26 protein-coding genes are annotated in these 21,984 nt (G+C 45.3%); 23 read left to right on the top strand and 3 right to left on the bottom strand.

Going from position 1 to position 21,984, the window contains the following annotated elements:
• From DMI82_RS10265 to DMI82_RS10225, 9 genes are all read left to right on the top strand, one after another.
• Positions 1–777: a DUF1700 domain-containing protein gene (locus tag DMI82_RS10265; protein WP_092068371.1), complete on the top strand. Its 777-nt coding sequence runs from the start codon at positions 1–3 to the stop codon at positions 775–777.
• The gene (locus DMI82_RS10260; RefSeq protein WP_110103230.1) at positions 774–1,691 is read left to right on the top strand and encodes a DUF4097 family beta strand repeat-containing protein; all 918 of its coding nucleotides are present in this window, start codon (positions 774–776) and stop codon (positions 1,689–1,691) included. Before DMI82_RS10265 ends, DMI82_RS10260 begins: the two co-directional genes overlap by 4 nt.
• Positions 1,692–1,704: 13 nt before the next feature.
• On the top strand, positions 1,705–1,887 hold the full coding sequence (locus DMI82_RS10255) for a PspC domain-containing protein (protein ID WP_015527206.1): 183 nt from the start codon (positions 1,705–1,707) through the stop codon (positions 1,885–1,887).
• 97 nt (positions 1,888–1,984) lie between these two features.
• Positions 1,985–2,176: a small, acid-soluble spore protein, alpha/beta type gene (locus tag DMI82_RS10250; RefSeq protein WP_015527205.1), complete on the top strand. Its 192-nt coding sequence runs from the start codon at positions 1,985–1,987 to the stop codon at positions 2,174–2,176.
• Positions 2,177–2,344: 168 nt separating this feature from the next.
• Positions 2,345–3,289 (top strand): DUF308 domain-containing protein, encoded by a 945-nt coding sequence (locus DMI82_RS10245; RefSeq protein ID WP_110103229.1) that lies wholly within the window; start codon positions 2,345–2,347, stop codon positions 3,287–3,289.
• A 43-nt stretch (positions 3,290–3,332) separates the two neighbouring features.
• Positions 3,333–4,148 (top strand): arginase family protein, encoded by an 816-nt coding sequence (locus DMI82_RS10240; protein WP_110103228.1) that lies wholly within the window; start codon positions 3,333–3,335, stop codon positions 4,146–4,148.
• Positions 4,148–4,918: a prolipoprotein diacylglyceryl transferase gene (locus tag DMI82_RS10235; protein ID WP_110103227.1), complete on the top strand. Its 771-nt coding sequence runs from the start codon at positions 4,148–4,150 to the stop codon at positions 4,916–4,918. Before DMI82_RS10240 ends, DMI82_RS10235 begins: the two co-directional genes overlap by 1 nt.
• 104 nt (positions 4,919–5,022) lie before the next feature.
• Positions 5,023–6,840, top strand: a complete 1,818-nt coding sequence (locus DMI82_RS10230) for a S8 family peptidase (protein ID WP_110103226.1) — start codon at positions 5,023–5,025, stop codon at positions 6,838–6,840.
• A 240-nt stretch (positions 6,841–7,080) separates the two neighbouring features.
• The gene (locus DMI82_RS10225) at positions 7,081–8,169 is read left to right on the top strand and encodes a class II aldolase/adducin family protein (protein ID WP_110103225.1); all 1,089 of its coding nucleotides are present in this window, start codon (positions 7,081–7,083) and stop codon (positions 8,167–8,169) included.
• Positions 8,170–8,315: 146 nt separating this feature from the next.
• On the opposite strand, the gene DMI82_RS10220 is transcribed toward DMI82_RS10225, so the two are convergent.
• A complete protein-coding gene (locus DMI82_RS10220) occupies positions 8,316–9,542 on the bottom strand; it encodes a 6-phosphofructokinase (RefSeq protein ID WP_110103224.1) in 1,227 nt (408 codons plus the stop codon).
• 154 nt (positions 9,543–9,696) lie between these two features.
• On the opposite strand from DMI82_RS10220, the gene DMI82_RS10215 reads away from it, so the two are divergent.
• The 4 genes from DMI82_RS10215 (at position 9,697) to DMI82_RS10200 (ending at position 11,654) form a co-directional block, all read left to right on the top strand.
• Complete coding sequence (locus DMI82_RS10215) at positions 9,697–9,927, top strand: HPr family phosphocarrier protein (RefSeq protein WP_110103223.1); 231 nt, start codon at positions 9,697–9,699, stop codon at positions 9,925–9,927.
• 215 nt (positions 9,928–10,142) lie between these two features.
• Positions 10,143–10,421, top strand: coding sequence for an autorepressor SdpR family transcription factor (locus tag DMI82_RS10210; RefSeq protein ID WP_015527197.1), 279 nt, complete (start codon positions 10,143–10,145; stop codon positions 10,419–10,421).
• The gene (locus tag DMI82_RS10205) at positions 10,408–11,067 is read left to right on the top strand and encodes an SdpI family protein (protein ID WP_330409241.1); all 660 of its coding nucleotides are present in this window, start codon (positions 10,408–10,410) and stop codon (positions 11,065–11,067) included. Before DMI82_RS10210 ends, DMI82_RS10205 begins: the two co-directional genes overlap by 14 nt.
• A 155-nt stretch (positions 11,068–11,222) precedes the next feature.
• Positions 11,223–11,654, top strand: a complete 432-nt coding sequence (locus DMI82_RS10200; protein WP_110103222.1) for a hypothetical protein — start codon at positions 11,223–11,225, stop codon at positions 11,652–11,654.
• A 35-nt stretch (positions 11,655–11,689) separates the two neighbouring features.
• Here DMI82_RS10200 and DMI82_RS10195 read toward each other — a convergent pair whose 3' ends face one another.
• Together DMI82_RS10195 and DMI82_RS19770 are read right to left on the bottom strand one after the other, a co-directional pair.
• A complete protein-coding gene (locus DMI82_RS10195; protein WP_084449127.1) occupies positions 11,690–12,220 on the bottom strand; it encodes an IS630 family transposase in 531 nt (176 codons plus the stop codon).
• Positions 12,111–12,617: a helix-turn-helix domain-containing protein gene (locus DMI82_RS19770; protein WP_158526448.1), complete on the bottom strand. Its 507-nt coding sequence runs from the start codon at positions 12,615–12,617 to the stop codon at positions 12,111–12,113. Before DMI82_RS19770 ends, DMI82_RS10195 begins: the two co-directional genes overlap by 110 nt.
• Positions 12,618–12,716: 99 nt before the next feature.
• Here DMI82_RS19770 and DMI82_RS10190 point away from each other — a divergent pair, with 99 nt between their 5' ends.
• The 10 genes from DMI82_RS10190 (at position 12,717) to DMI82_RS10145 (ending at position 21,982) form a co-directional block, all read left to right on the top strand.
• Positions 12,717–14,003 (top strand): vWA domain-containing protein, encoded by a 1,287-nt coding sequence (locus tag DMI82_RS10190; protein ID WP_110103220.1) that lies wholly within the window; start codon positions 12,717–12,719, stop codon positions 14,001–14,003.
• Positions 14,000–15,520, top strand: a complete 1,521-nt coding sequence (locus tag DMI82_RS10185) for an ATP-binding protein (protein WP_110103219.1) — start codon at positions 14,000–14,002, stop codon at positions 15,518–15,520. The genes DMI82_RS10190 and DMI82_RS10185 overlap by 4 nt, the downstream gene beginning before the upstream one ends.
• Positions 15,521–15,644: 124 nt before the next feature.
• Positions 15,645–16,517 (top strand): phosphoribosylaminoimidazolesuccinocarboxamide synthase, encoded by an 873-nt coding sequence (locus DMI82_RS10180; RefSeq protein ID WP_015527192.1) that lies wholly within the window; start codon positions 15,645–15,647, stop codon positions 16,515–16,517.
• Positions 16,518–16,693: 176 nt separating this feature from the next.
• The gene (gene srtB, locus DMI82_RS10175) at positions 16,694–17,512 is read left to right on the top strand and encodes a class B sortase (protein WP_110103218.1); all 819 of its coding nucleotides are present in this window, start codon (positions 16,694–16,696) and stop codon (positions 17,510–17,512) included.
• Between the two features lie 32 nt (positions 17,513–17,544).
• On the top strand, positions 17,545–18,267 hold the full coding sequence (locus DMI82_RS10170) for an NAD-dependent protein deacylase (protein ID WP_110103217.1): 723 nt from the start codon (positions 17,545–17,547) through the stop codon (positions 18,265–18,267).
• 50 nt (positions 18,268–18,317) lie between these two features.
• Positions 18,318–18,512: a DUF951 domain-containing protein gene (locus tag DMI82_RS10165; protein ID WP_022426426.1), complete on the top strand. Its 195-nt coding sequence runs from the start codon at positions 18,318–18,320 to the stop codon at positions 18,510–18,512.
• 115 nt (positions 18,513–18,627) lie between these two features.
• Positions 18,628–18,915, top strand: coding sequence for a 30S ribosomal protein S6 (rpsF, locus tag DMI82_RS10160; protein WP_015527189.1), 288 nt, complete (start codon positions 18,628–18,630; stop codon positions 18,913–18,915).
• Between the two features lie 74 nt (positions 18,916–18,989).
• On the top strand, positions 18,990–19,448 hold the full coding sequence (locus tag DMI82_RS10155) for a single-stranded DNA-binding protein (protein ID WP_015527188.1): 459 nt from the start codon (positions 18,990–18,992) through the stop codon (positions 19,446–19,448).
• Between the two features lie 48 nt (positions 19,449–19,496).
• The gene (gene rpsR, locus DMI82_RS10150) at positions 19,497–19,760 is read left to right on the top strand and encodes a 30S ribosomal protein S18 (protein WP_021651398.1); all 264 of its coding nucleotides are present in this window, start codon (positions 19,497–19,499) and stop codon (positions 19,758–19,760) included.
• Positions 19,761–19,933: 173 nt separating this feature from the next.
• Positions 19,934–21,982: a DHH family phosphoesterase gene (locus DMI82_RS10145; RefSeq protein WP_110103216.1), complete on the top strand. Its 2,049-nt coding sequence runs from the start codon at positions 19,934–19,936 to the stop codon at positions 21,980–21,982.
• Positions 21,983–21,984 lie beyond the last annotated feature (2 nt).

Genomic DNA, 21,984 nt, shown 5'->3' with positions numbered 1-21,984 from the left:
ATGAACAGAAAGCAGTTTATGGAACAGCTTGAACGGCTGCTTTCCGATATTTCAGAGGCAGAGAGACAGGAAGCACTGGAATATTATGAAGGATATTTTGATGATGCAGGTCCTGAGAATGAAGGAGAAGTGATCCGGGAACTGGGAAATCCGGGGAAGGTTGCTGCGATCATTAAGGCAGATCTTCAGGAGAACAGTGAAGATTACGGGGAATACACAGAGAACGGATATCAGGATACCCGTGTGAAAGAGAACGGGGAAATGCCGGACCATTATACAGAAGTAACCGTATACGGAAATGGACAGGGAGAGGCCCATCGTGATACGGGAAATACAGAAAATTTCGAAGACCGCAGGAAAAGACGTGCCCAGCGCGGCTATCACGCAGAGAAAAAGCAGAATAAGGCAGGAATCATTCTTGCGCTGATCGTTCTTGTTTTTGCGGCTCCTCTGATAAAAGGATTATTTGGCGGAGTACTGGGGATTTTGGTGACACTGGCATTGCTGCCTTTCCTGCTGACATTTTTTGCAGGAGCGGGATCGATCATCCTTGTGATCGGTGCAGCTGCGTGCATTGTTGTTGGGATTGCCATGACGGTGTCTCTTCCGCCGGCCGGGATCCTGACTATCGGTATCGGATGCCTGATGATGGCATTTGGACTTTTGTTACTGTTACTGACGGTGTGGTTTACAGGTAAGATATTGCCTGCGATCCTGCGGAAATTTACGGGATTCTGCAGCAATCTCCTGAATGGAAGAAAGGCGGAAAAAGTATGAAACGTTTTCTGAAGGTAATTCTGATCCTTGCAGCGGTATTCGGTGTGGCAGGCCTGGGACTTACTGCCGGCGGAGCTGCCATGGGAGCGACTATGGGAGATGTGAGTGTTCTGGATCATGGAATCACGCAGGTGCTTCGTGTTCTGGATCATGAAGACAGCTGGGAAGTGGAAGATTCCGAGGAAGATATGGATGAGCAGGAGGACGATTTTCAGGCAAATGCAGAGAGCGCGGTAACTGAGAAGGGCGTTCTGGCAGACAGTGCAGACAGTTCCGCATATACGAAAGTATATGAGGCCTCGGCTGTGTCAGACCTTTTCTGTGATCTGAGATACGAAGAACTGGTTTTGAAAACATGGAATGAGGATAAAGTCCAGGTGAAAGTTTCAGGGAAGGATCACAATCGCATTCAGATCAGCAATGACAACGGTAGTCTGAGAATTGCAAGCAATCAAAAAGTGAGAAACCGTTCCATAGAAATTTTTTGCCCGGAAAACTTAAGCTTTCAGAAGATAAAACTTCAGATGGGAGCCGGAACCATCGAACTGGATGGTGATTTTAAAGCGGAGCAGATGGAAGTAAATGTGGGGGCCGGAACCATTGAAAATTCCAGCAGCCTGGATATAAAGGAAGCAGATTTTACAGTCGGAGTGGGAACTGCTGACATCAGTGAACTTCAGGTGGAGAATTTAAAAGGAAGCTGTGGTATGGGAGATATGGAGCTTACACTTACAGGAAAAGCTACTGAGTATAATTATGAGCTGAAATGTGGTCTTGGAAATCTGGAGGTGGATGATTCTCTGGAAACATCCATTACTTCCGGAAATAAACAGATCACAAATGAAGGTGCCACGAAAAATATAAAACTGGATTGCGGAATGGGAAACGTTGAGGTTGAATTTGAAGAAGATTAAAGGAGGAAGCATTATGAGTAACAAAAAACTATACAAATCATCAGTAAACCGTATGTTATGTGGTGTCTGCGGCGGAATTGCGGAATACTTTAATATCGATCCGACTCTTGTCCGGCTGGTATGGGTGATCATCACGCTGATGGGCGGAGCCGGAATCCTGGCGTATATCATTGCGGCGATCATTATCCCGGATTAAAAATGACAGTACCCATAAAGGACGGACATATTTTTCAGAATGCATAATTTATCCGGAAATTGTCCATACTCCATAAAAAAGATGAGGAGTGTGGAAGATGAACAGGGAGAAAGAAGTAAAAGCATATCTTGAGGGAAAGCTTTCCCAGGCGGAAAAACTGAAATACGAGATTGCCGATGAGATGGGAGTTCTGGATAAAGTGATCAAAGACGGGTGGAAAAGCCTTTCTGCAAAAGAAACCGGACGGATCGGTGGTCTTATGACAAAAAAGAAGAAACATAAAAAGTAAAATACAGCCTGAAGGAACAAGGCGAAATGACGCCGGAAAAGTCCTTCGGGCTGTATTGAATTATAAGAATATTTTTCTGGAAAAAAGAAATTTTTTTGACGGTTCAGGGTGGACTGACCAGTGGAAAAGAGCTATACTGTTGGAATAACAGAGGAGGTATGAAGGAACATGGGTGAAAAAATCAACAACATTCTAAAGGGTGAGATCATCTCCTCAGTATTTTATATACTGCTGGGACTTTGCCTGATCCTGATCCCCACGCAGACGGTGGACGTGATCTGCAAAGTAGTATTCGGGCTGATCCTCATCGGAGCTGGCATTTATCATATCTATATTTACATACGTGGAAAAGAGAAAGCTACGATCATGGATCTTCTAAGTGGTGTGGTTGTTTTTGTGCTGGGTGTGTTTCTTTTTATGACACCGTCCATCGTGATCAAACTGCTTCCATGGATGCTCAGCGCATTTGTACTGGTTGACAGTCTGTGGAAGTTTAAAGGAGCCTTCCTTCTGAAAAAAGGAGGAAACGGCGCATGGAGCGTGCTTCTGATCGGAAGTCTTGTTTTCATTGCACTTGGAATCGTGATGCTGTTTGGAAGATTTCCGAAGATCATGACTCTGCTGATCTTTTCCGGCTGGGTGCTGGTGTGTGACGGAGCTGCGGATATCGTATTCTATATTATTATGAAGCTGGGGCTTCGAAAGATCGCAAAAAAAGCGGAGACAGAGAAGGAAGATTCTGGTGCAGACAGTTCCGATGCTGTAAATGAAACGGCAGATATGGATGTGACAAATGATACAAGAACCCAGGATGAAAACGCGCCGAGTGAGCAGCAGAGTGGGAAGGAAACAGAATATCCAACAGAAACTACAGCAGAGACTACAGCGGCTATGCCGGCACAGGATGCAGACGGATATTCTGCGGACAGAAAAGAGACAGAAGAACCCACAGAACCGGAAGAAGAGCAAAAGCAGAAGAATTCCCGATGGGAAAAAGAACCGGAGAATGTGGAGATGAAGCTCTGGGCTGTAGGCAAAGACCAGGCGGAAACCGGCAGCCTGAAGGATCTTCTGGACGGTTCCGATGAAGAACTGGAAGAGTGGAAGGACTGACCCTTCTCTTGCATCATCTGCCATTCCGTGGTAAGATGTGCACATGAAAAATACAGATAAAAATATAAAGATACTGATGATGGATTTTTCCGGAATATATGAGGATCAGCAGTTCTGGAGGGGAAAAGAAGTATCCCGGGTGGAGGCCAGGGACATTCCCGGAACCAACTGCTACTGTGATGAGGATGCGATGAATGCCATTCGCAGCCGTATTGCCCCTTATTCTTCCGGAGGAATCCATTTTATTGATTCCGGAAACTATCACTATATGACAAGGATCTGGCTGGAAAAGATATCGGAGCCTTTCTCGCTTCTTGTATTTGACAATCACACGGATATGCAGCCGCCGGCATTCGGAGGTCTGCTTTCCTGCGGAGGATGGATCTACGATTCTGTTATGGAACTTCCATTGCTTAAAAGGGTGATCCTGATCGGCCCGGATGAGGAGGCTTTTTCCAGAGTGGAATCGGAGATTCAGGAAAAGGTGGAGTTCTTGAGCAGAGAGAAGCTTCTGGAAATGGAAGAAGCGCAAGTGTGTGCGTTTGTAAGTGAGCATGTGGGAAAGCTGCCGCTGTACATTTCTGTGGATAAAGATGTTCTCTGCAAGGATGATGCGGACACGAACTGGAGCCAGGGAGACATGCGCCTGAATACGATGCTGAAATGTCTGAAGAGGGTCAGAGAAATATGTGCAGAGGGAATCCGGGGCGTGGATATCTGTGGTGAATGTGATGTGGCAGAATCTGGAAACAGCGCCTTGAATGACCGGGCCAATGCTGCTTTGCTGGAGTGTTTTCTGTCCGCATACGTGAGCGAAGATCATGACGGAAATAAGAATAAGATAACAGGAGGAAACTGATGAAAAATGAACTTCTTACCATCGGGCCATTTACGGTATACGGTTATGGTCTGATGATCGCCATTGGAATTGTGGCAGGCTGCCTGACTGCAGAATACAGAGCCGGAAAACAGAAGCTTGACAGTGAACAGATCTTTCCAATGATCCTGTGGTGCCTGGTAGGGGGATTTTTCTGTGCAAAGTTTCTCTTCTGGATCACAGAGTGGAAATCAATTGTCCAGGATCCGGGATTTATAATGGAAACTTTAAGCTCTGGTTTTGTGGTGTTTGGCGGTATCATCGGCGGGATACTGACGGGGCTTTTGTACTGCAGGATCAGAAAGCTTGTATTTTTTAAATATGCAGATGTGATCCTGCCATCTGTGGCATTGGCCCAGGGATTTGGACGGATCGGATGTTTCCTGGCGGGCTGCTGTTATGGAAAAGAGACAGAGAGTATTTTTTCTGTGATATTTCAGAATTCTGAATATGCGCCCAATCACGTGGCGCTGATCCCGACGCAGTTGTATTCCAGCGGACTGGATTTTCTGCATTTTCTTCTGTTGTTGCTGATCGCACGGAACAAAAAAGAAGATGGTCAGGTCACTGCCTGTTATCTGATCTTTTATAGCATTGGACGGTTTGTAATCGAGTTTTTCCGTGGGGATATTATCCGTGGAAGTGTGGGGATTTTGTCGACATCCCAGTTTATCAGTATTTTTACCGGGATTGCGGGAATCGTGCTGCTGACATTGATCAGGAAAAAAAGAGACAGCAAGAGCTGCGTTTAAATGAATCAGGGAAGTTCCATGTATCAGGAAAAAGTTGGACAATAGTGGTATAAGGACAGGCTTTCGCTGCATACATCTATGAAAAAGGCGAAAGCAGGCCTGTCATGCTCAGAAAAGAAGATTTTGAACCAAATATGAAAACAGAGGATAAGATCCCCGGAGCGCAGACGGAAAATCCGGCACAGAGTCAGCGCTTCGGGGATTTTATCGTGAAATATATGCAGGATGTCCAGGATACTATGGAACTTTTTCCGGGGACATCTTTTCAGGCAATCAATGAAATTTTCGGTGTTCTTTATGTTCCGCTGGAAAGTATGGGAGAGATCGAGGTTACGGGAATCTCCTATAATTCAATCCCGAAATGCTATACCTACATGGATATGGAGGCAGCAGGGAAATCAGGGATCAACAGGCTGCACGATCACCCCTATCTGAAGCTGCGTGGAAAAGGTACTGCGGTGGCGGTGATCGATTCGGGGATTGATTATCAGAATGAAGTGTTTCGAAATGCAGGCGGCTCCAGAATCGCTTATTTATGGGATCAGTCCATAGAAGATGAAGAACAAAATCAGTCTGGGCGGGAATTGGAAGCTGAAAATGGAGATGCAGATAATTTGCCGGAAGAGGGGGATGATATAACAGATACAGAAGTTCCATATGGCAAATTATTCCGGAAAAAGGATATTGACCGGGCACTGGATTCCGAGGATCCGTTTGCCATCGTGCCATCCAGAGATACCAACGGCCATGGCACGGCACTGGCAGGTATTGCTGCCGGAAATATGGTACCCGGAGAAAATTTTACCGGAGCAGCACCGGAGGCAACCCTGATCATCATCAAGGTAAAGCCGGCAAAACAATATCTCCGTAATTTTTATCTTTATCCTCCGGAGGCAGAAGCTTTTCAGGAAAATGATGTGATGATGGCCATTGCTTTTGCGATTACCCAGGCCAAAAAGCTGAAGATGCCACTTTCTATCTGTCTGGGAATCGGAAGCAGCCAGGGCGCACATCTGGGGACCAATGCGTTAAGCCAGTATGTGGACTATGTGGCAAATTTTTCCCAAGTATCCGTATCTGTGGCAGCAGGAAACGAAGGAAATACCAGAAACCACAGTGCAGGCTTTTTTTCTCAGGGAAGGGAGCAGATCGTGACGGAGCTTCGTGTGGCGGAAGGAGAGCAGGGCTTTACCATGGAATTCTGGGGTGAGCCGCCGGAAATCTACGGGCTTTCCATTCAGTCACCTACAGGAGAGATACTGGAGGTAAGCAGCTCCATCGGTTTCAGGACTCAGGAGCTGTCATTTGTTTTTGTGGAAACAAAGGTGTATGTGAATTATATCCTGATCGAGCGTCAGACCGGGTATTCGCTGGTGTATATTCGATTTTTCCATCCGGCGTCCGGTATCTGGAAAATTTTTACCAAGGCAAGAAATCAGCAGAACGTAAAGTTCCATATGTGGCTTCCTGTGGAAGGGCTGATCTCCCAGGATACTTATTTTCTGGAACCATCCCCCTATACTACGGTGACAGCGCCGGGAGACGCCAGGAACAGCATCACGGCAACCGCCTACCAGCACCGTGACGGAAGCATCTACATTGCAGCAGGCAGAGGCTATACGCCAGATGGCATGATAACTCCACATCTTGCAGCTCCTGGCGTTAACGTAAAAGTGCCGCTGGTACGAGGCGGATTTGGAACCCGCTCCGGAACCAGTATATCCGCTGCACAGACCGCCGGCATCGCGGCACTTCTGTTTGAATGGGCGATCATACGGAATAACCAGCCGTTTTTTACTGGGAGCAGCGTGAAATATTATCTGCAGAGAGGCGCAAGAAGAGAAGAAAACATGCAGTACCCAAACCCGGAGTGGGGGTATGGGAGGGTGGATCTGTATCATACCTTTGAGTTGTTGACGTGAGATGATCTGTTTTTTTGATCATGTATGCTGCTTATTATTTATAATATAAAGGAAAAACGATTTCCCGGATCGCAGAAGAAACTCAGTGGAAAGATGTATAGATAGTACATTTGGAAAAGTAATAAAAGGATACGAAAGTACTAATTTTGGAAAAAATATTCATATAGATAATTCACTTTGTATCGTGTACTATAAATATATGGAAAAAATATATAATGATACAAAAGGGAGGATTTTACTATGGAGCTTTCAACTTTGGTAAAAATGTCAAACACTTACGGAAGCAATCCGGCTTATGTTCTGGCAGGAGGCGGTAATACTTCTGTAAAAGACGATACAACACTGTATGTAAAGGGATCCGGTACACAGCTTGCTACCATTAAGGCAGAGGAATTTGTCAAAATGGACAGAGCCCGTCTGAATGAGATCATGAAAACGGAATATCCGGCGGATGATGTGAAGCGTGAATCGGCATATCTTGCAGATGTAATGGCGGCAGTGACCGATGAGGATAAAACCAAACGTCCCAGCGTGGAAGCGCTGCTCCACAATCTGTTTGCCTATACGTATGTCCTGCATGTTCATCCGACACTTATCAATGGACTGACCTGCGGAAAGGGCGCAAAGGCTCTTTGCGAAGAGCTTCTTGGAAAAGATGTACTCTGGATCGATATCTGTAAACCGGGATACACACTTGCCCGCATCTGCTTCGAGAAAATGAATGCCTATAAAGAAGAAACAGGAAAAGACGTGCAGATCCTTCTGCTTCAGAATCACGGAATTTTTGTTGCGGCTGATACTGTAGAGGAGATTGGCGTTTTATTCGATGGTGTGATCGGAAAGCTGGAAAAGCAGGTAAAGAGAACTGCGGATGTAAGTGATGCAGTTACACCTGAAAAAGAGCAGGCAGCACAGAAGCTTTCCAGTCTGCTTGGACATGCGGTGGAAGTCGTACCGGCTGCGGAGGCTGATAATTTTGTAAAAGATAAAACTGCTGCAGCACCTCTTCTGAAGCCGTTTACTCCGGATCATATTGTATATTGCGGACCTTATCCGTTATTTGTAGAAAATATTGATGAGGCGAAAAATGCGATGGATGCATTTATGACAGAGCATGATAAAGAGCCAAGACTGATCCTGGTACAGGGCGTTGGCGCATTTATCATGGAAGATGACAAAGGAAAGGCAGCAAAGGCACAGCTTCTGGTAAAGGATGCGATCAAGCTTGCAGTGTATGCGGAGAGCTTTGGCGGCCCGCTGCAGATGACCGATGAGATCACATATTTTATCACACACTGGGAAGCAGAAGCATACCGCAGTAAGAAATAAAAAAGAAAAATATATAGAGAAATAAAGAAAATGCGCCGGGAACTGTTAAGAAATTCCCGGTGCATTTTTATCGAATGACGGATACAGTTATTCAGGACAGAGTTACGCAGCAAATGTGGATATTTTTATCCGCATTACCACAAATCTTATTTCCGATACACGAACGCCGGCAGTCCGTCCTCGCCAACCGGAACATTTACAGTTCCCTGGATCAGAGGGCGGGCATAGCGGATAAAGTCTTCGGTGACATCGGAGCCGTCTTCTGTGATCCATTCCACAGGGACAGTCTTTTCTTCGTTGCAGATAACGTTGACATCCTCCAGTGTGCATTTCATGGAGTACGGAGAATCACTCTGACGTTTAAATGCGATCATCTTTCCGGTTTCGCCGTTCAGGGCAGCCTGTACACCAAATTCACCGGCGAGAATTGCTTCCTGCTGGTCTGTCTCAGAGAGCATGGAGACAGAGCAGCGCTGGCTTACATTGAGCTCTACGGAGCGGGCTTTGACACCAAGACGGCTGCGTACAAGATTCTCAAGATATTTACCGCAGCCAGCAAGCATCTTGTGACCGAAGGCGTCGGTTCCGGCAGCGCTGTCGTATTCGCAGATGAATGTGCCGTCTTTATCGTGGATTCCCTCAGATACACAGACTACGACGTTGCAGTTTTTCTCAAAGGCAGCATTAACTTTCAGGAGAAATTCTTCTACATCGAAATTGGTTTCCGGAAGATAAATGAGAAGCGGATTGTCTCCGACGTATTTCCGGGCAAGGGCAGCAGCTCCGGTGAGCCAGCCTGCGTGACGTCCCATGATCTCGATGATAGTGACGGATTTTTTCTCGTAGACACAGGCGTCCAGGGTGATCTCACGGACGGTGGAGGCTACGTAGCGGGCAGCACTTCCGAATCCGGGAGTATGGTCGGTGTTTACAAGGTCGTTATCAATGGTCTTCGGCTCACCGAGGATACGGATGTCACTGCCAATCTTTTCGGCATAGCGGGAAAGCTTGCTGACGGTATCCATGGAATCATTGCCGCCGATATAAAAGAACCAGCCGATGTTCATCTCCTCGAATTTTTGAAAAAGCTTCGGATAAACCGGATCCTCCAGGGATTCCGGAAGCTTGTAACGGCAGGAGCCGAGATAGGCGCCGGGTGTCCAGGTAAGAGCGAGAAGCTGCTCTCCCGGAAGTGCTTCCTGGAAATCAAGGAATGTTCCGTTTAAAAATCCCTCAATGCCGTTGACCATACCATAAACATGGTCGATCTCCTCTGTATGTTTAAGTGCTTCAGATACCACACCGTAAAGACTGCTGTTGATAGCTGCGGTCGGTCCGCCGGATTGTCCTGCGATAAGGTTCTTTTTTGACATTCTGATACCTCCTGGGTGTTGTTTTTTATATTGTAACAGAAATAGGAGAAGATAACATCTAAAAAAATCACCTTTTTTATAAAAAAATTACTCTAGCAAATGTTTATATCATAGTAATATAATAGTATAAACAGAGAAAAGAGGTGAAAAAACGATGACAGTAAGAAAAGTACAGTTTGAGAGCATGGATGAAGTGAACCGTTTTCTTGATGTGACGGAGCATTTTCCGTTTGCAGTGGATCTGAAAAGGGGAAGCAGGACAGTAAATGGCAAATCCATTCTTGGAGTTGCATCTATTGGCCTTGGCAGAGAGATGGACTTTTGTGCACATGTGCCGGAGCTTGCGCCGGAGATCACATCCAGTCTTGGTTTTTGCATGAGGTAGGTTTAAGAGGAGAAAAAATAAATAATGGTTGATCGATGGTGAATGAGGATATCGTAAGGTCGCAGAGGCGATGATCGGTATCCTCATTTTTTATAGATGACAAATGTGAGTATTTAGAAAAAAATCTAAATACTTATTGACTGGGAAATCTGAAAATGATATATTCTATTTAGAAATATTTCTAAATACTATCCGAAAGGAGGAAGACATACACGATGGCGTTTGCGGAAACCTTCAAGGCACTTTCGGATCCTGTGCGGAGAGAAATCCTGCAGCTTCTGAAAAACGGGAAAATGTCAGCCGGTGAGATCGGAGGACATTTTGACATGACAGGTGCAACCATATCCTATCATCTGAAAATTTTGAAGAAAGCAGATCTTGTGTGGGAGACGAAGGTGAAGAATTTCGTGTATTACGAACTGAATACCACAGTTGTAGAGGAGCTGCTTCTGTGGCTCAGTGATCTGAAAGGGGGAAAGAATGATGAAAGGTGAAGAAAGAAAAGAGTTTCTGAAGGAATATAAAATGTCCCTGATCTCCGGGAGTATCCTTACGATCTCACCGTCACTGGCAGGGATCCTGCTGTGGAACCGTCTGCCGGAGAAGATCGCAACACATTTTGATCAGCACAATGTGGCCAACGGCTGGAGCAGCAAGCCGATGGCAGTTTTTGGAATTCCATTTCTGCTTTTGCTGATCCATCTGTTTTGCGTGTTTTTTACAGCCAATGATCCAAAGAGAAAAAATATCAACAGGCGTATTTTTACCATGATCCTGTGGCTGGTTCCGGTGGTGTCTGTGATCACCTGCATGGCGATCTACGGACTTGCTCTGGGAATGGAACTTGATATAGGTGTGATCGTGAATATAATGGTAGGTATCATGTTTATCATTCTCGGAAATTACGTTCATAAGGTGAAACAGAATTATACAGTGGGAATGAAGCTTCCCTGGACCTTGAACAGCGAGGAGAACTGGAACCGTACCAACCGTATGGCAGGCTGGGTACTGATTCTGTCGGGACTGCTTTTTCTTATGAATTCGCTGCTTCTGAAAACGGAAATTGTTTTTGCGGTAATTTTGCTGGTCATCCTTGTGCCAATGATCTATTCATTTATTCTTTATAAAAAGGGAATCTGAGAAAAATCTTCAGACCGTCATTGTCGTGAAAAGGCAATGGCGGTTTCTTTTTTAACAAAAAACAATGTTCAAACAAAGCGGTACGTGATATGATAATGTCATACAAAAGCATTTCCTCGAACACTATAAACAGACAGCAGACAGGAGGGATCATTATGACAGAATTAAGCCGTTTTCAAAAAGATGTGGAAGTTGCTGCCACTGCTCTTGAAATGCGGGCAGAGAACGAGGATGCCAAAGAAGAGGCCATTCATCTTTACCGGAAATTCGGAAGTACCAAGCAGGAGCCGCTGCGGCTGGCAGTTGCCCTGCGGGGATATTTTCTGGAGGAAGGTGTGGAGGAAGAGGAACGCGCGCATTATGGAGCATATCTTAAGAAAAGGATCCGTCCGGCTGTGGAACGCCTGATCCTGGAAGATGACTGGGAAAAGATCGAGAAGCTTTATGAGAGCGAATGGTTTGGGGAACAGGAGCTGGAGGTGTTCCTGAAACTGGCTGAAGAGTGGAGGAGACCTGCAGCGCTGATGGGACTTCTCCATTTGAAAAAAGCAAATTATGGATTTAAAGAGAAGAAATTTGAATTGTAAATAAATCTGGTGAAAAACTATAGCAATCCAATAAATTATTGCACATAATTACACGAATGAAACCACCCTATGCAGTCCTTTGGACGAATTGTTAAAAATCCTTTTGAAATAGCTGATGGTAATTCCGATGCAATCCGTATCTTTTCTTTCCTTAAAAATGCTTTGAGTTTTGACCACATCTTTTCAATCGGATTCAGATCCGGACTATACGGGGGTAAATACAGATAGGTTACTTTTGAGCTGTCCAGTAGCTGTTTCACCACTTTTGCATGATGGGAACGCATATTATCCATAACGATAATGTCTGCTTCTGAAAGCGTCGGCAGCAACTTTGTTTTCAGGTATTCTGCAAACCGCTCTGCAGTAGTTCCTCCCTGATAGACTGTATAGGCACAGTCTCCATTCAGACGTATGGAAGAAAGAACGGTTGTATTGCAGGGCGTGTTGAGTGGAGTTTTATCTACTGCTCTCCGGTTTTTCCATGCTCTGGCATAATGTCGCGTCATATTGATGTTTACTCCGCTTTCGTCCAGAAAGACCAGATGATTTATGTCTCTCTCCGACATATGTTTTTTCCAGTTTCTGCGTTTTTCCCTGACATCGGGGACGCTCCTGCTCTGAGGCATGAAGAGATTTTTTCTTGTAAGAATACCCGAGTTTAATAACTGCCTTGTGGACTGTTTCATTACAAACATGCAGACCAAGTTTATCAATGATTTCATCAATTGTGATATCTGGTTCCTGCTGAACCACCCGGTCAATATTTTGGATATCTTCCGGTGTCAGGGCATGTTTACGTCCTCTCTGTGATGTTCTTGTTTTTACAGAACCTGTTTCACGCATTTGTTTTTTCAGGCGGTAAACAGTACTGGTATTCACAGAAAAACACTCTGGGATTTCTTTTGCATTGTGCGTTTTATTCCAAGCTTCAATAAGTAGTTTACGTGTTTCATCATGTAACATAATAATCACCTCTTGACTCTATCATAGTCCTGTTGTCAAGAGTGTGCAGTATTTTTTTGGAGTGCTATAGTTTGATCAGAAGGACAGGAGGCGGATTCGGTGGACCGGAATCAGGAAGAACTGGGAATACATATCCTGGAAAACATAAGGAACGAGCTGTACTACTATTTTCCATATCTGGACGGTGCCTTTGCCTGTATTTCCGGGAAGGGCTCAGAGCAGACCGGAACCATTGGAACAGATGGAGCTTTCTTCCTTTTTTCCCCGGAATATCTGCTGGAGCTTTATGTAAAAAGGCCGGAGGCAGTACGAAGAGGTTATCTGCACATGCTGCTGCACTGCCTGTATCTGCATCTTTTTCGGGAAGATCAGGAGGACAGACGCTTATGGAACCTGGCCTGTGATATTGCAGTAGAACAGATCATTTCCAGGGAAAAGATTCCGATTCTGGAGACAGGCGGCGATGCGAAAAAAATCCGTGAAAAGGTTTTTCATATTCTGGGAGACAGGTCGGATTCCGCAGAAACGATATGCCGGAAGCTGAAGGAACAGGCTTTTCCGTTCCACCTGGAAGAACTGGAAGAAGCCTTTCATTTTGACGATCACACCTTGTGGGACACCTGCACAGGAGAAAAAGGAAAAAGAACAAAGGAAAAATGGAACAAGCTTCTTTCCTATACTGCCGCTAACCGTCAGGATCACCGGAAACGGCGGGGAAGCCAGAAAGGGGACCAGAAGGAAGAAACAGGAACGGTAAGATCCGGAAGGTACGATTACAAAAAATTTCTCCGTCAGTTTTCTGTGCTGCGGGAAGAGGTGGAACTGGATACGGAAAGCTTTGATTATATTTTTTATAATTACGGGATGGAGCATTATGGAAATCTTCCGCTGATCGAGCCGCTGGAATATAAGGAAGTGAACCGTCTGGAGGAGCTGGTGATCGCCATTGATACTTCCGGCTCCTGTGATGGAGAGACTGTGCGGAGATTCCTTGGAGAAACGTATTCCATTCTCAGTGAAAAAGAGAATTTTTTCCACAAAATGAAGGTGTACCTGATCCAGTGTGACTGCTGTATCCAGGATGTTAAGGTGATCTATTCCGAGGAAGAATGGAAGGAATACAGCAAAAATATCATCATACAGGGCCGGGGCGGAACGGATTTCCGGCCGGTGTTCCGGTATGTGAAGGAACAGCAGGAGAAAAAAGAAATCCGCAGTCTTAAGGCGCTGATCTATTTTACAGACGGGGACGGGATATATCCCGGAAGCAAACCGGATTATGAAACGGCCTTTGTATTTTTGCATAAAACAGAAAAAATGGAGCTTGTTCCGCCCTGGGCGATCCGGCTTGTGGCAGAGCAGGAAGGAGTGCGTTACAGAACATGAATATAAAAGAGGCAAAAGAAGAGATCAAACATACCTTACTGGCTTACAACCGGAAGGATGCAGCCGGGCGCTATACATTTCCCAGACTCCGGCAGCGTCCCATCCTGCTTATGGGACCTCCAGGAATCGGAAAAACAGCGATCATGGAGCAGGTGGCAGAGGAATGCGGGGCAGGTCTGGTAGCCTATACCATCACCCACCATACAAGACAGAGTGCGGTAGGACTGCCAAGGATCGTGACCCGGTGCTACAACGGAAAAGAGGTCAGCATCACAGAGTATACTTTAAGTGAGATCATTGCTTCTGTGTATGATTGTATGGAACGTACCGGGAAGAAGGAGGGAATCCTTTTTATTGATGAGATCAACTGTGTCTCCGAGACACTTGCACCCACTATGCTGCAGTTTCTTCAGAACAAGACCTTCGGAAGTCACAGCGTGCCAGAAGGATGGCTGATCGCGGCAGCAGGAAATCCTCCGGAATATAATAAATCGGTCCGGGAGTTTGATATTGTAACACTGGACCGTGTGCGGAGGATGGATATCGAGGCAGATCTTGAGGTGTGGATGGAGTATGCCTGGAAAAAGGAGATCCACGGATCGATCCTGGCTTATCTCGGCATGAAAAAGGATCATTTTTATTCTGTGGAGAATACAGTGGACGGGAAATTCTTCGTGACAGCAAGAGGCTGGGAAGACCTGTCTGAGATCCTGAAGGCTTATGAGGAACTGGGCGTGGAGATCACGGAGAATCTGGTCGGGGAGTATTTATGCAGAGATGAGATCGCAAGAAGCTTTTTTGCCAGCTATCAGCTGTACCGGAAGTACGGAGAGGACTATGGCCTGGAACGCCTGCTTTCCGGAGAGATGCCGGAGAAAGAGCAGCTGAAAAAGGTAAAAATGGCGAAGGATGCTTCCTTTGAGGAACGCTTCCTTGTGACAGGGCTTCTGCTTGACGGCCTGAACGGAAGTTTTCTGACCTATGAGAAGATGGATGGTGAGACAGGTGCTGTTTATCAGGAACTTCTGCATCTGAAAGCTTTTCTCCAGGATAAAAAGGACATGACGGCGCTGGATGAATTTACAGATATGAAGAAGAAAAGTCTGGCTGTCCGTCTGGAGGCGGAGCTTCTTACCGCAGATCAGCAGACCACGGAAGAGCTTGTGATCCGCACTCTGGAGAAATTCAGTCTTACTATCCGCAAGGAGCATATCACAGAAACAGAGGCTGGCTTTGAACGGATCCGGCAGCTTTTTACGGAAATGGCGGAAAAGAGAAAGGCCTGTGCGAAAAAGATCACCGGGGAGCTGGAACAGGCATTTGCATTTATGAAGGAATGCTTCGGGGACGGACAGGAAACGGTGCTTTTTGTTACCGGATTGACCCGGAACACCCATGCGGCGGCCTTTATCCGGGAATATGGCTGTGATCCTTATTTTGCCTGCAGTGAGAAGCTTCTTTACCGGAAACAGGAGAAAAAGCTTCAGGAGGAATGTGCGTCACTATTAGAAATATGAATGATCCCTTAACGAATACTTATGACTGAAAGGGGCCTGACATCTTGACAGGAGGGCTTGTGAGGTGATACGGTAACGGTGTCGAAAACAAAAATCAAATAACCGAATGATGAGGTGTGAGAACATGCAGGAATTAAAACCAATCAAAGAAGGTAAAGTACGTGAGATTTATGACAATGGAGACAGTCTGATCATGGTTGCAACAGACCGTATCAGCTGCTTTGACGTAATTCTGAATAACGAAGTTACAAAGAAAGGTGCTGTACTGACCCAGATGTCCAAATTCTGGTTTGACATGACTGAGGACATTCTTCCGAACCACATGATCTCTGTAGATACCAAGGATATGCCGGAGTTTTTCCAGCAGGAGAAATTCGAAGGAAAATCCATGATGTGCCGTAAACTGAACATGCTGCCGATCGAGTGTATCGTACGTGGATACATCACAGGAAGTGGATGGGCAAGCTACAAGGAGAACGGCACTGTATGCGGCATCAAGCTTCCGGAGGGGCTGAAGGAATCCGACAAGCTGCCTGAGCCGATCTACACACCATCTACCAAGGCTGAGATCGGTGATCACGATGAGAATATTTCCTTTGAGCAGAGTATCGATCATCTTGAGAAATACTTCCCGGGAAAAGGACGCGAGTATGCAGAAAAGCTTCGTGACAACACAATTGCTCTTTACAAAAAATGTGCAGAGTATGCACTCAGCAAGGGAATCATCATTGCAGATACAAAATTCGAGTTTGGTCTTGATGAGGACGGAAACATGGTCATCGGTGATGAGATGCTGACACCGGACAGCTCCCGTTTCTGGCCGGCAGAAGGCTATGAACCAGGACATGGTCAGCCATCTTTTGACAAACAGTTTGCACGTGACTGGCTGAAAGCCAATCCGGACAACGACTGGACACTTCCTCAGGAAATCGTTGACAAGACTATTGAGAAATATCTCCAGGCATACAAAATGCTTACAGGAAAAGAACTGGCCTGAAAATAACAGCAGTTCTGAAATAGAACATACCTTACAAGCCGCTTCGGACGCCCATTCCGAGGCGGCTTCTTTCTTTATAAAACAGGACAAAAACAAAACGGTTGCAAGAAAACGGAGGGATATTTATAATAAATACAGAAACCAGATGATCCTGACAGATTTAAAGGAGTGTGATTATGAGCAGGAAAAACAAGGTGAAAAAGAAAAAAACAGTGGGAGATCATATTCTGACGATCGTTCTGATCGTGGCAATCTGTATTTTCTGTTATGCAGCTTTTAACCTTTATCATATTTATACAGAATATAAAAAAGGAACCGATGAATATAACAGCATTTCCGAAATGGCAGTGACAGAACGTGATCCGGACCAGGTGGAAGAGATGAATCAGCCGGATGAACAGCCTGTAGCACCTGTGCGTGTTGATTTTGATTCTCTCAGGAGTATCAATGAGGATGTGATCGGCTGGATCTATATGGAGGCATTGCCTGAGATCAGTTATCCGGTGGTACAGGGAGAGGATAATAATTTTTATCTGCACCAGACATATGAGAAAAATTATAATTTTGCGGGAACGATCTTTATTGATTATGAGAACAAAAGGGATTTCAGCGATTGTAATACCCTGGTGTACGGACACAATATGAAGAATGGTTCCATGTTTGGAATGTTGAAAAAATACAGAGCTGATGAGACGCTTTACAATGCCAGCAAATATTTCTGGATCCTCACACCGGAAAAAGATTACCGGTATGAGATCATTGCAGCGTATACGACTTCTGTGAACAGCGATACGTATACCTTATTTAAGGGACCTGGCAAAGAGTTTCTGGAATATGAGAAAAAAATGTTCCAGAATTCGGAGATCAGAACAGATGCCACTGCAAGTGAAGCCAATGTGAAGGATAAGATCGTTACATTATCAACCTGTACCGGCAATCAGGCAACACGTTTTGTGGTACAGGGAAAAAGAGTGAATGCGGTGAACCCACAGTAGAGCTTTTGCGGATAAGTTTGGGAGGAAATGATATGGGAAATGAGATAGAAAAATTACAAAAGATCATTGATGAGAGCAGAAATATTGTATTTTTCGGCGGTGCAGGTGTTTCAACAGAAAGCGGGATCCCGGATTTTCGAAGCCAGGACGGACTGTATAACCAGAAATATGATTACCCGCCGGAAACAATCTTAAGCCATACATTTTTTATGCGAAAACCTGAGGAATTCTTTAAATTTTACAGAGATAAGATGCTTTGTGATACTGCAAAACCGAATGCAGCGCATCTGAAGCTGGCGGAGATGGAGCAAACAGGAAAGCTGAAGGCTGTGATCACTCAGAATATCGATAATCTTCACCAGATGGCAGGAAGTAAAAAGGTCCTGGAGCTTCACGGAAGCGTTTACCGAAATCATTGTATGAAATGCGGGAAATTCTATGATTTTAAATATATGAAGGAATCGAAAGGTGTTCCGCGGTGTAGCTGCGGCGGCATGATCAAGCCGGATGTGGTCCTTTATGAGGAAGGGCTGGATGACTATACGATCCAGGAATCAGTAAGAGTGATCTCGGAGGCGGAGGTGCTGATCATTGGGGGAACTTCTCTGGCGGTATATCCGGCAGCAGGCCTGATCGATTATTTCCGGGGAAATCATCTGGTGGTGATCAATAAGGCACCGACACCGAGGGATAAATATGCGGATCTTCTTATTAAAGAACCGATCGGGCAGGTGTTTTCTCAGATAAGAGTTTGAAAATATGGGAACCTGGGATGATCTGCAAAAATAAAAATGAGGAGTATCAAATGGGATTAAATTATGAAGTTGGAGATATTGTCACACTGAAGAAGGCTCATCCCTGTGGCAGTAAAGAATGGGAGATCCTTCGCGTAGGAGCGGATTTCCGCCTGAAATGCAAGGGCTGCGGACATCAGATCATGGTGGCACGTAAGCTGGTTGAGAAAAATACACGAGATTTGAAAAAAATTGAAAAAAATTAAATTTATGCTTTACATCACGGGAGAGATGTGCTAGAATCAAAAATCGTGATATATTTCATATCCTTGCTCTTTGACAGGCAAAGGGCCAAAAGACCATAAGGAGGTTAAGACAAGCATGAACAAGTACGAGTTAGCATTAGTTGTGAGCGCTAAGCTTGAGGACGAAGCACGTGACGCTGTAGTTGAGAAAGCAAAAGGCTACATCACACGTTACAACGGCGTGATCACAGAAGTTGAAGAATGGGGTAAGAAGAAATTAGCTTACGAGATTCAGAAAATGCATGAAGGCTTCTACTATTTTATTCAGTTTGAAGCAGATTCTCAGTGCCCGGCGGAGATCGAGAGACATGTCCGCATCATGGACAATGTATTAAGATACCTGGTTGTCAAGAAAGAGGCATAATTTTTGCAGCGGATTTTTCGAAAACACCATTAAGAACCTGTTCAGTTAAGTGAAATCATAAGAGAGGTAGAACGATGAACAAAGTAATATTAATGGGACGCTTGACAAGAGATCCTGAGGTAAGATATTCCGCAGGAGAAAATGCCCTGGCAATCGCCAGATATACACTGGCAGTTGATCGCAGATTCCGTCGTGACGGAGAGGCAAGTGCTGATTTTATCAGCTGTGTTTCTTTCGGACGTACAGCAGAATTTGCGGAAAAGTATTTCAGACAGGGACTGAAAATTGCAGTTACGGGACGTATCCAGACAGGAAGCTATACGAACCGTGAGGGACAGAAGGTTTATACGACAGAGGTTGTTGTTGAGGATCAGGAATTTGCTGAGAGCAAAGCATCAAGCGACAGCTATGCAGCAGCTCATCCGAGAACAGAGGCAGCACCTGCAACGTCTATGCCGAGTCCGAGCGCAGCAAGCGCCGACGGCTTCATGAACATTCCAGATGGAATTGATGAGGAGCTGCCGTTCAATTAGAACATCTGATCAAGACAGATGAGACGAATAAGATAGGAGGAAACAATCATGGCTTACAATAGAGGCGAGAGACCAGATTCTCCGATGAAGAGAAGAGGCGGACGCAGAAGAAAAAAAGTTTGTGTATTCTGCGGTAAAGAGAATAACGAGATCGATTACAAGGATGTAGCAAAGTTAAGAAAGTATGTTTCCGAGAGAGGTAAAATTCTCCCGAGAAGAATTACAGGTAACTGTGCGAAACATCAGAGAGCACTGACAGTTGCTGTTAAGAGAGCACGTCATATGTCCCTGATGCCATACGTTCAGGACTAATTCTGATCTTATACGGGGTCGTTGCGAAACAGATGAGCAGTCATCTGGAGGCAGCGGCCCTGTTTTTTTTATGAGGAAAACAGATTTTATCATTGCTATGGAATTATAATAAGGAATCTGGTATAATGTTAAATAACTTGTGGGTTAAATTACATTAAGAACAGGAAAAAGCAATGAACAACAAAGTTAAATTCAAGGGGCCTATGAAACACTTCATGCGCTGGCCGCTGTACCTTTCGGTCCTGGTCGTGCTGCTGGACCTGCTGGTGTTTATTGTAAGTGTAAAGGCCGGAATTCTGGTGTCTGCAGGTACTGTGATCTATATTTTTATTGCAGTACAGCTTTTTCGATATCACAAACCGCTGATCGTCAATGATATGATCGCATTTGCCAATCAGTATGATGTGGTAGAAAAGCGGATGCTGGAAGAACTGGCGCTTCCGTATGCCATTATGGATATGGAAGGCCGCATGATCTGGTCCAACCGTATTTTTTCGGAGATTACGGGGAGAGATCAGTTTTATAAAAAAAATATCAGCACAGTTTTCCCGGATATTACTCCGGACAAGCTTCCTGTAGCCGATGAACTGGAAATTTCCGAGATTAGTATACATTTCGGGGATCGGATCTATCGGGCTTCCATGCAGCGGGTGACTATGGGTGAAGTGGTCAGTCATGCGGATATTCTGGAGAATATGTCCCAGAATATCAGTCTGATCGCCATGTATCTTTATGATGAAACAGAGCTTAAGGAATACATTCAGAAGAATGAGGACAATAAGCTTGTTGTGGCACTGGCTTATCTGGATAATTATGAAGAGGCGCTTGAGAGTGTGGAGGATGTGCGCAGATCCCTTCTGATCGCACTGATCGATCGTAAGATCACGAAATATTTTTCCAACTTTGACGGCCTTGTGAAGAAACTGGAGAAAGATAAATATCTTTTGATCATGCGCCAGAGTTCACTGGAAACACTGAAGGAACAGCGTTTTCATATCCTGGATGAGGTTAAGACGGTTAACATCGGAAATGAAATGGCTGTGACATTAAGTATCGGAATCGGTCTGAATGCTGCTACGTATATCCAGAATTACGAATATGCCAGAATTGCCATTGAGATGGCGCTGGGGCGTGGCGGTGATCAGGTAGTGATCAAAAATGAAAATAATATTACCTACATTGGCGGCAAAGCGCAGCAGATGGAGAAATCAACCCGTGTGAAGGCACGAGTGAAGGCTCAGGCTCTGAAGGAATTTATGAGCACCAAGGATCGAGTGGTGGTTATGGGACATAAGATCACAGATGTGGATGCTCTGGGAGCCGGAATCGGTATTTACCGTGCCGGTAAGACTCTTGGCAAGCCGGTGCATATTGTGATCAATGATCCGACCACATCCATTCGGCCGCTGATGAGTGGATTTATGGAGAATCCGGATTATGAGCCGTCCATGTTTGTGGACAGTAATCAGGCCAAAGAACTGGTGGATAACAATACGGTAGTAATTGTGGTGGATACCAACAAGCCAAGCTATACCGAATGCCAGGATCTTCTCTATATGACAAAGACCATTGTGGTATTGGATCATCACCGCCGCGGCAGCGAGGTGATCCAGAATGCAGTTCTGTCCTATGTGGAGCCATATGCATCCTCAAGCTGCGAGATGATCGCAGAGATCCTGCAGTATTTTGCAGACGGGCTGAAGCTTCGAAGTATTGAGGCGGACTGTATTTATGCGGGTATCATGATCGATACCAACAACTTTACAACAAGAGCGGGTGTGCGTACCTTTGAGGCAGCAGCATTCCTGCGCAGATGCGGAGCAGATGTGACACGTGTACGTAAGATGCTCCGGGATAATATTGATTCCTATAAGGCGAGAGCGGAGGCAGTTCGTACTGCGGAGATCTACAGAGATTATTTTGCCATTGCAAGATGTCCGAGTGAAGGTCTGGAAAGTCCTACCGTTGTAGGAGCACAGGCGGCCAATGAGCTGCTCAATATCGCAGGAGTCAAGGCATCTTTTGTTCTTACCAGCTATAATAATGAGGTTTACATCAGTGCCAGAGCCATTGATGAAGTGAATGTACAGGTCATGATGGAACGGATGGGCGGCGGCGGACATCTGAATATTGCCGGTGCACAGGTGAAAGACACCATGGATGAGACCGAAAGAATGCTGAAAGAAATTATAGACCAGTTATATCAGGAAGGGGACAAATAGAA

Source organism: Blautia sp. BCRC 81119, assembly GCF_003184505.1.
Lineage (GTDB): Bacteria > Bacillota > Clostridia > Lachnospirales > Lachnospiraceae > Blautia_A > Blautia_A fusiformis.
The sequence above is the reverse complement of the archived record's forward strand: the minus strand, read 5'-3'. Positions and strand labels throughout refer to the sequence as shown.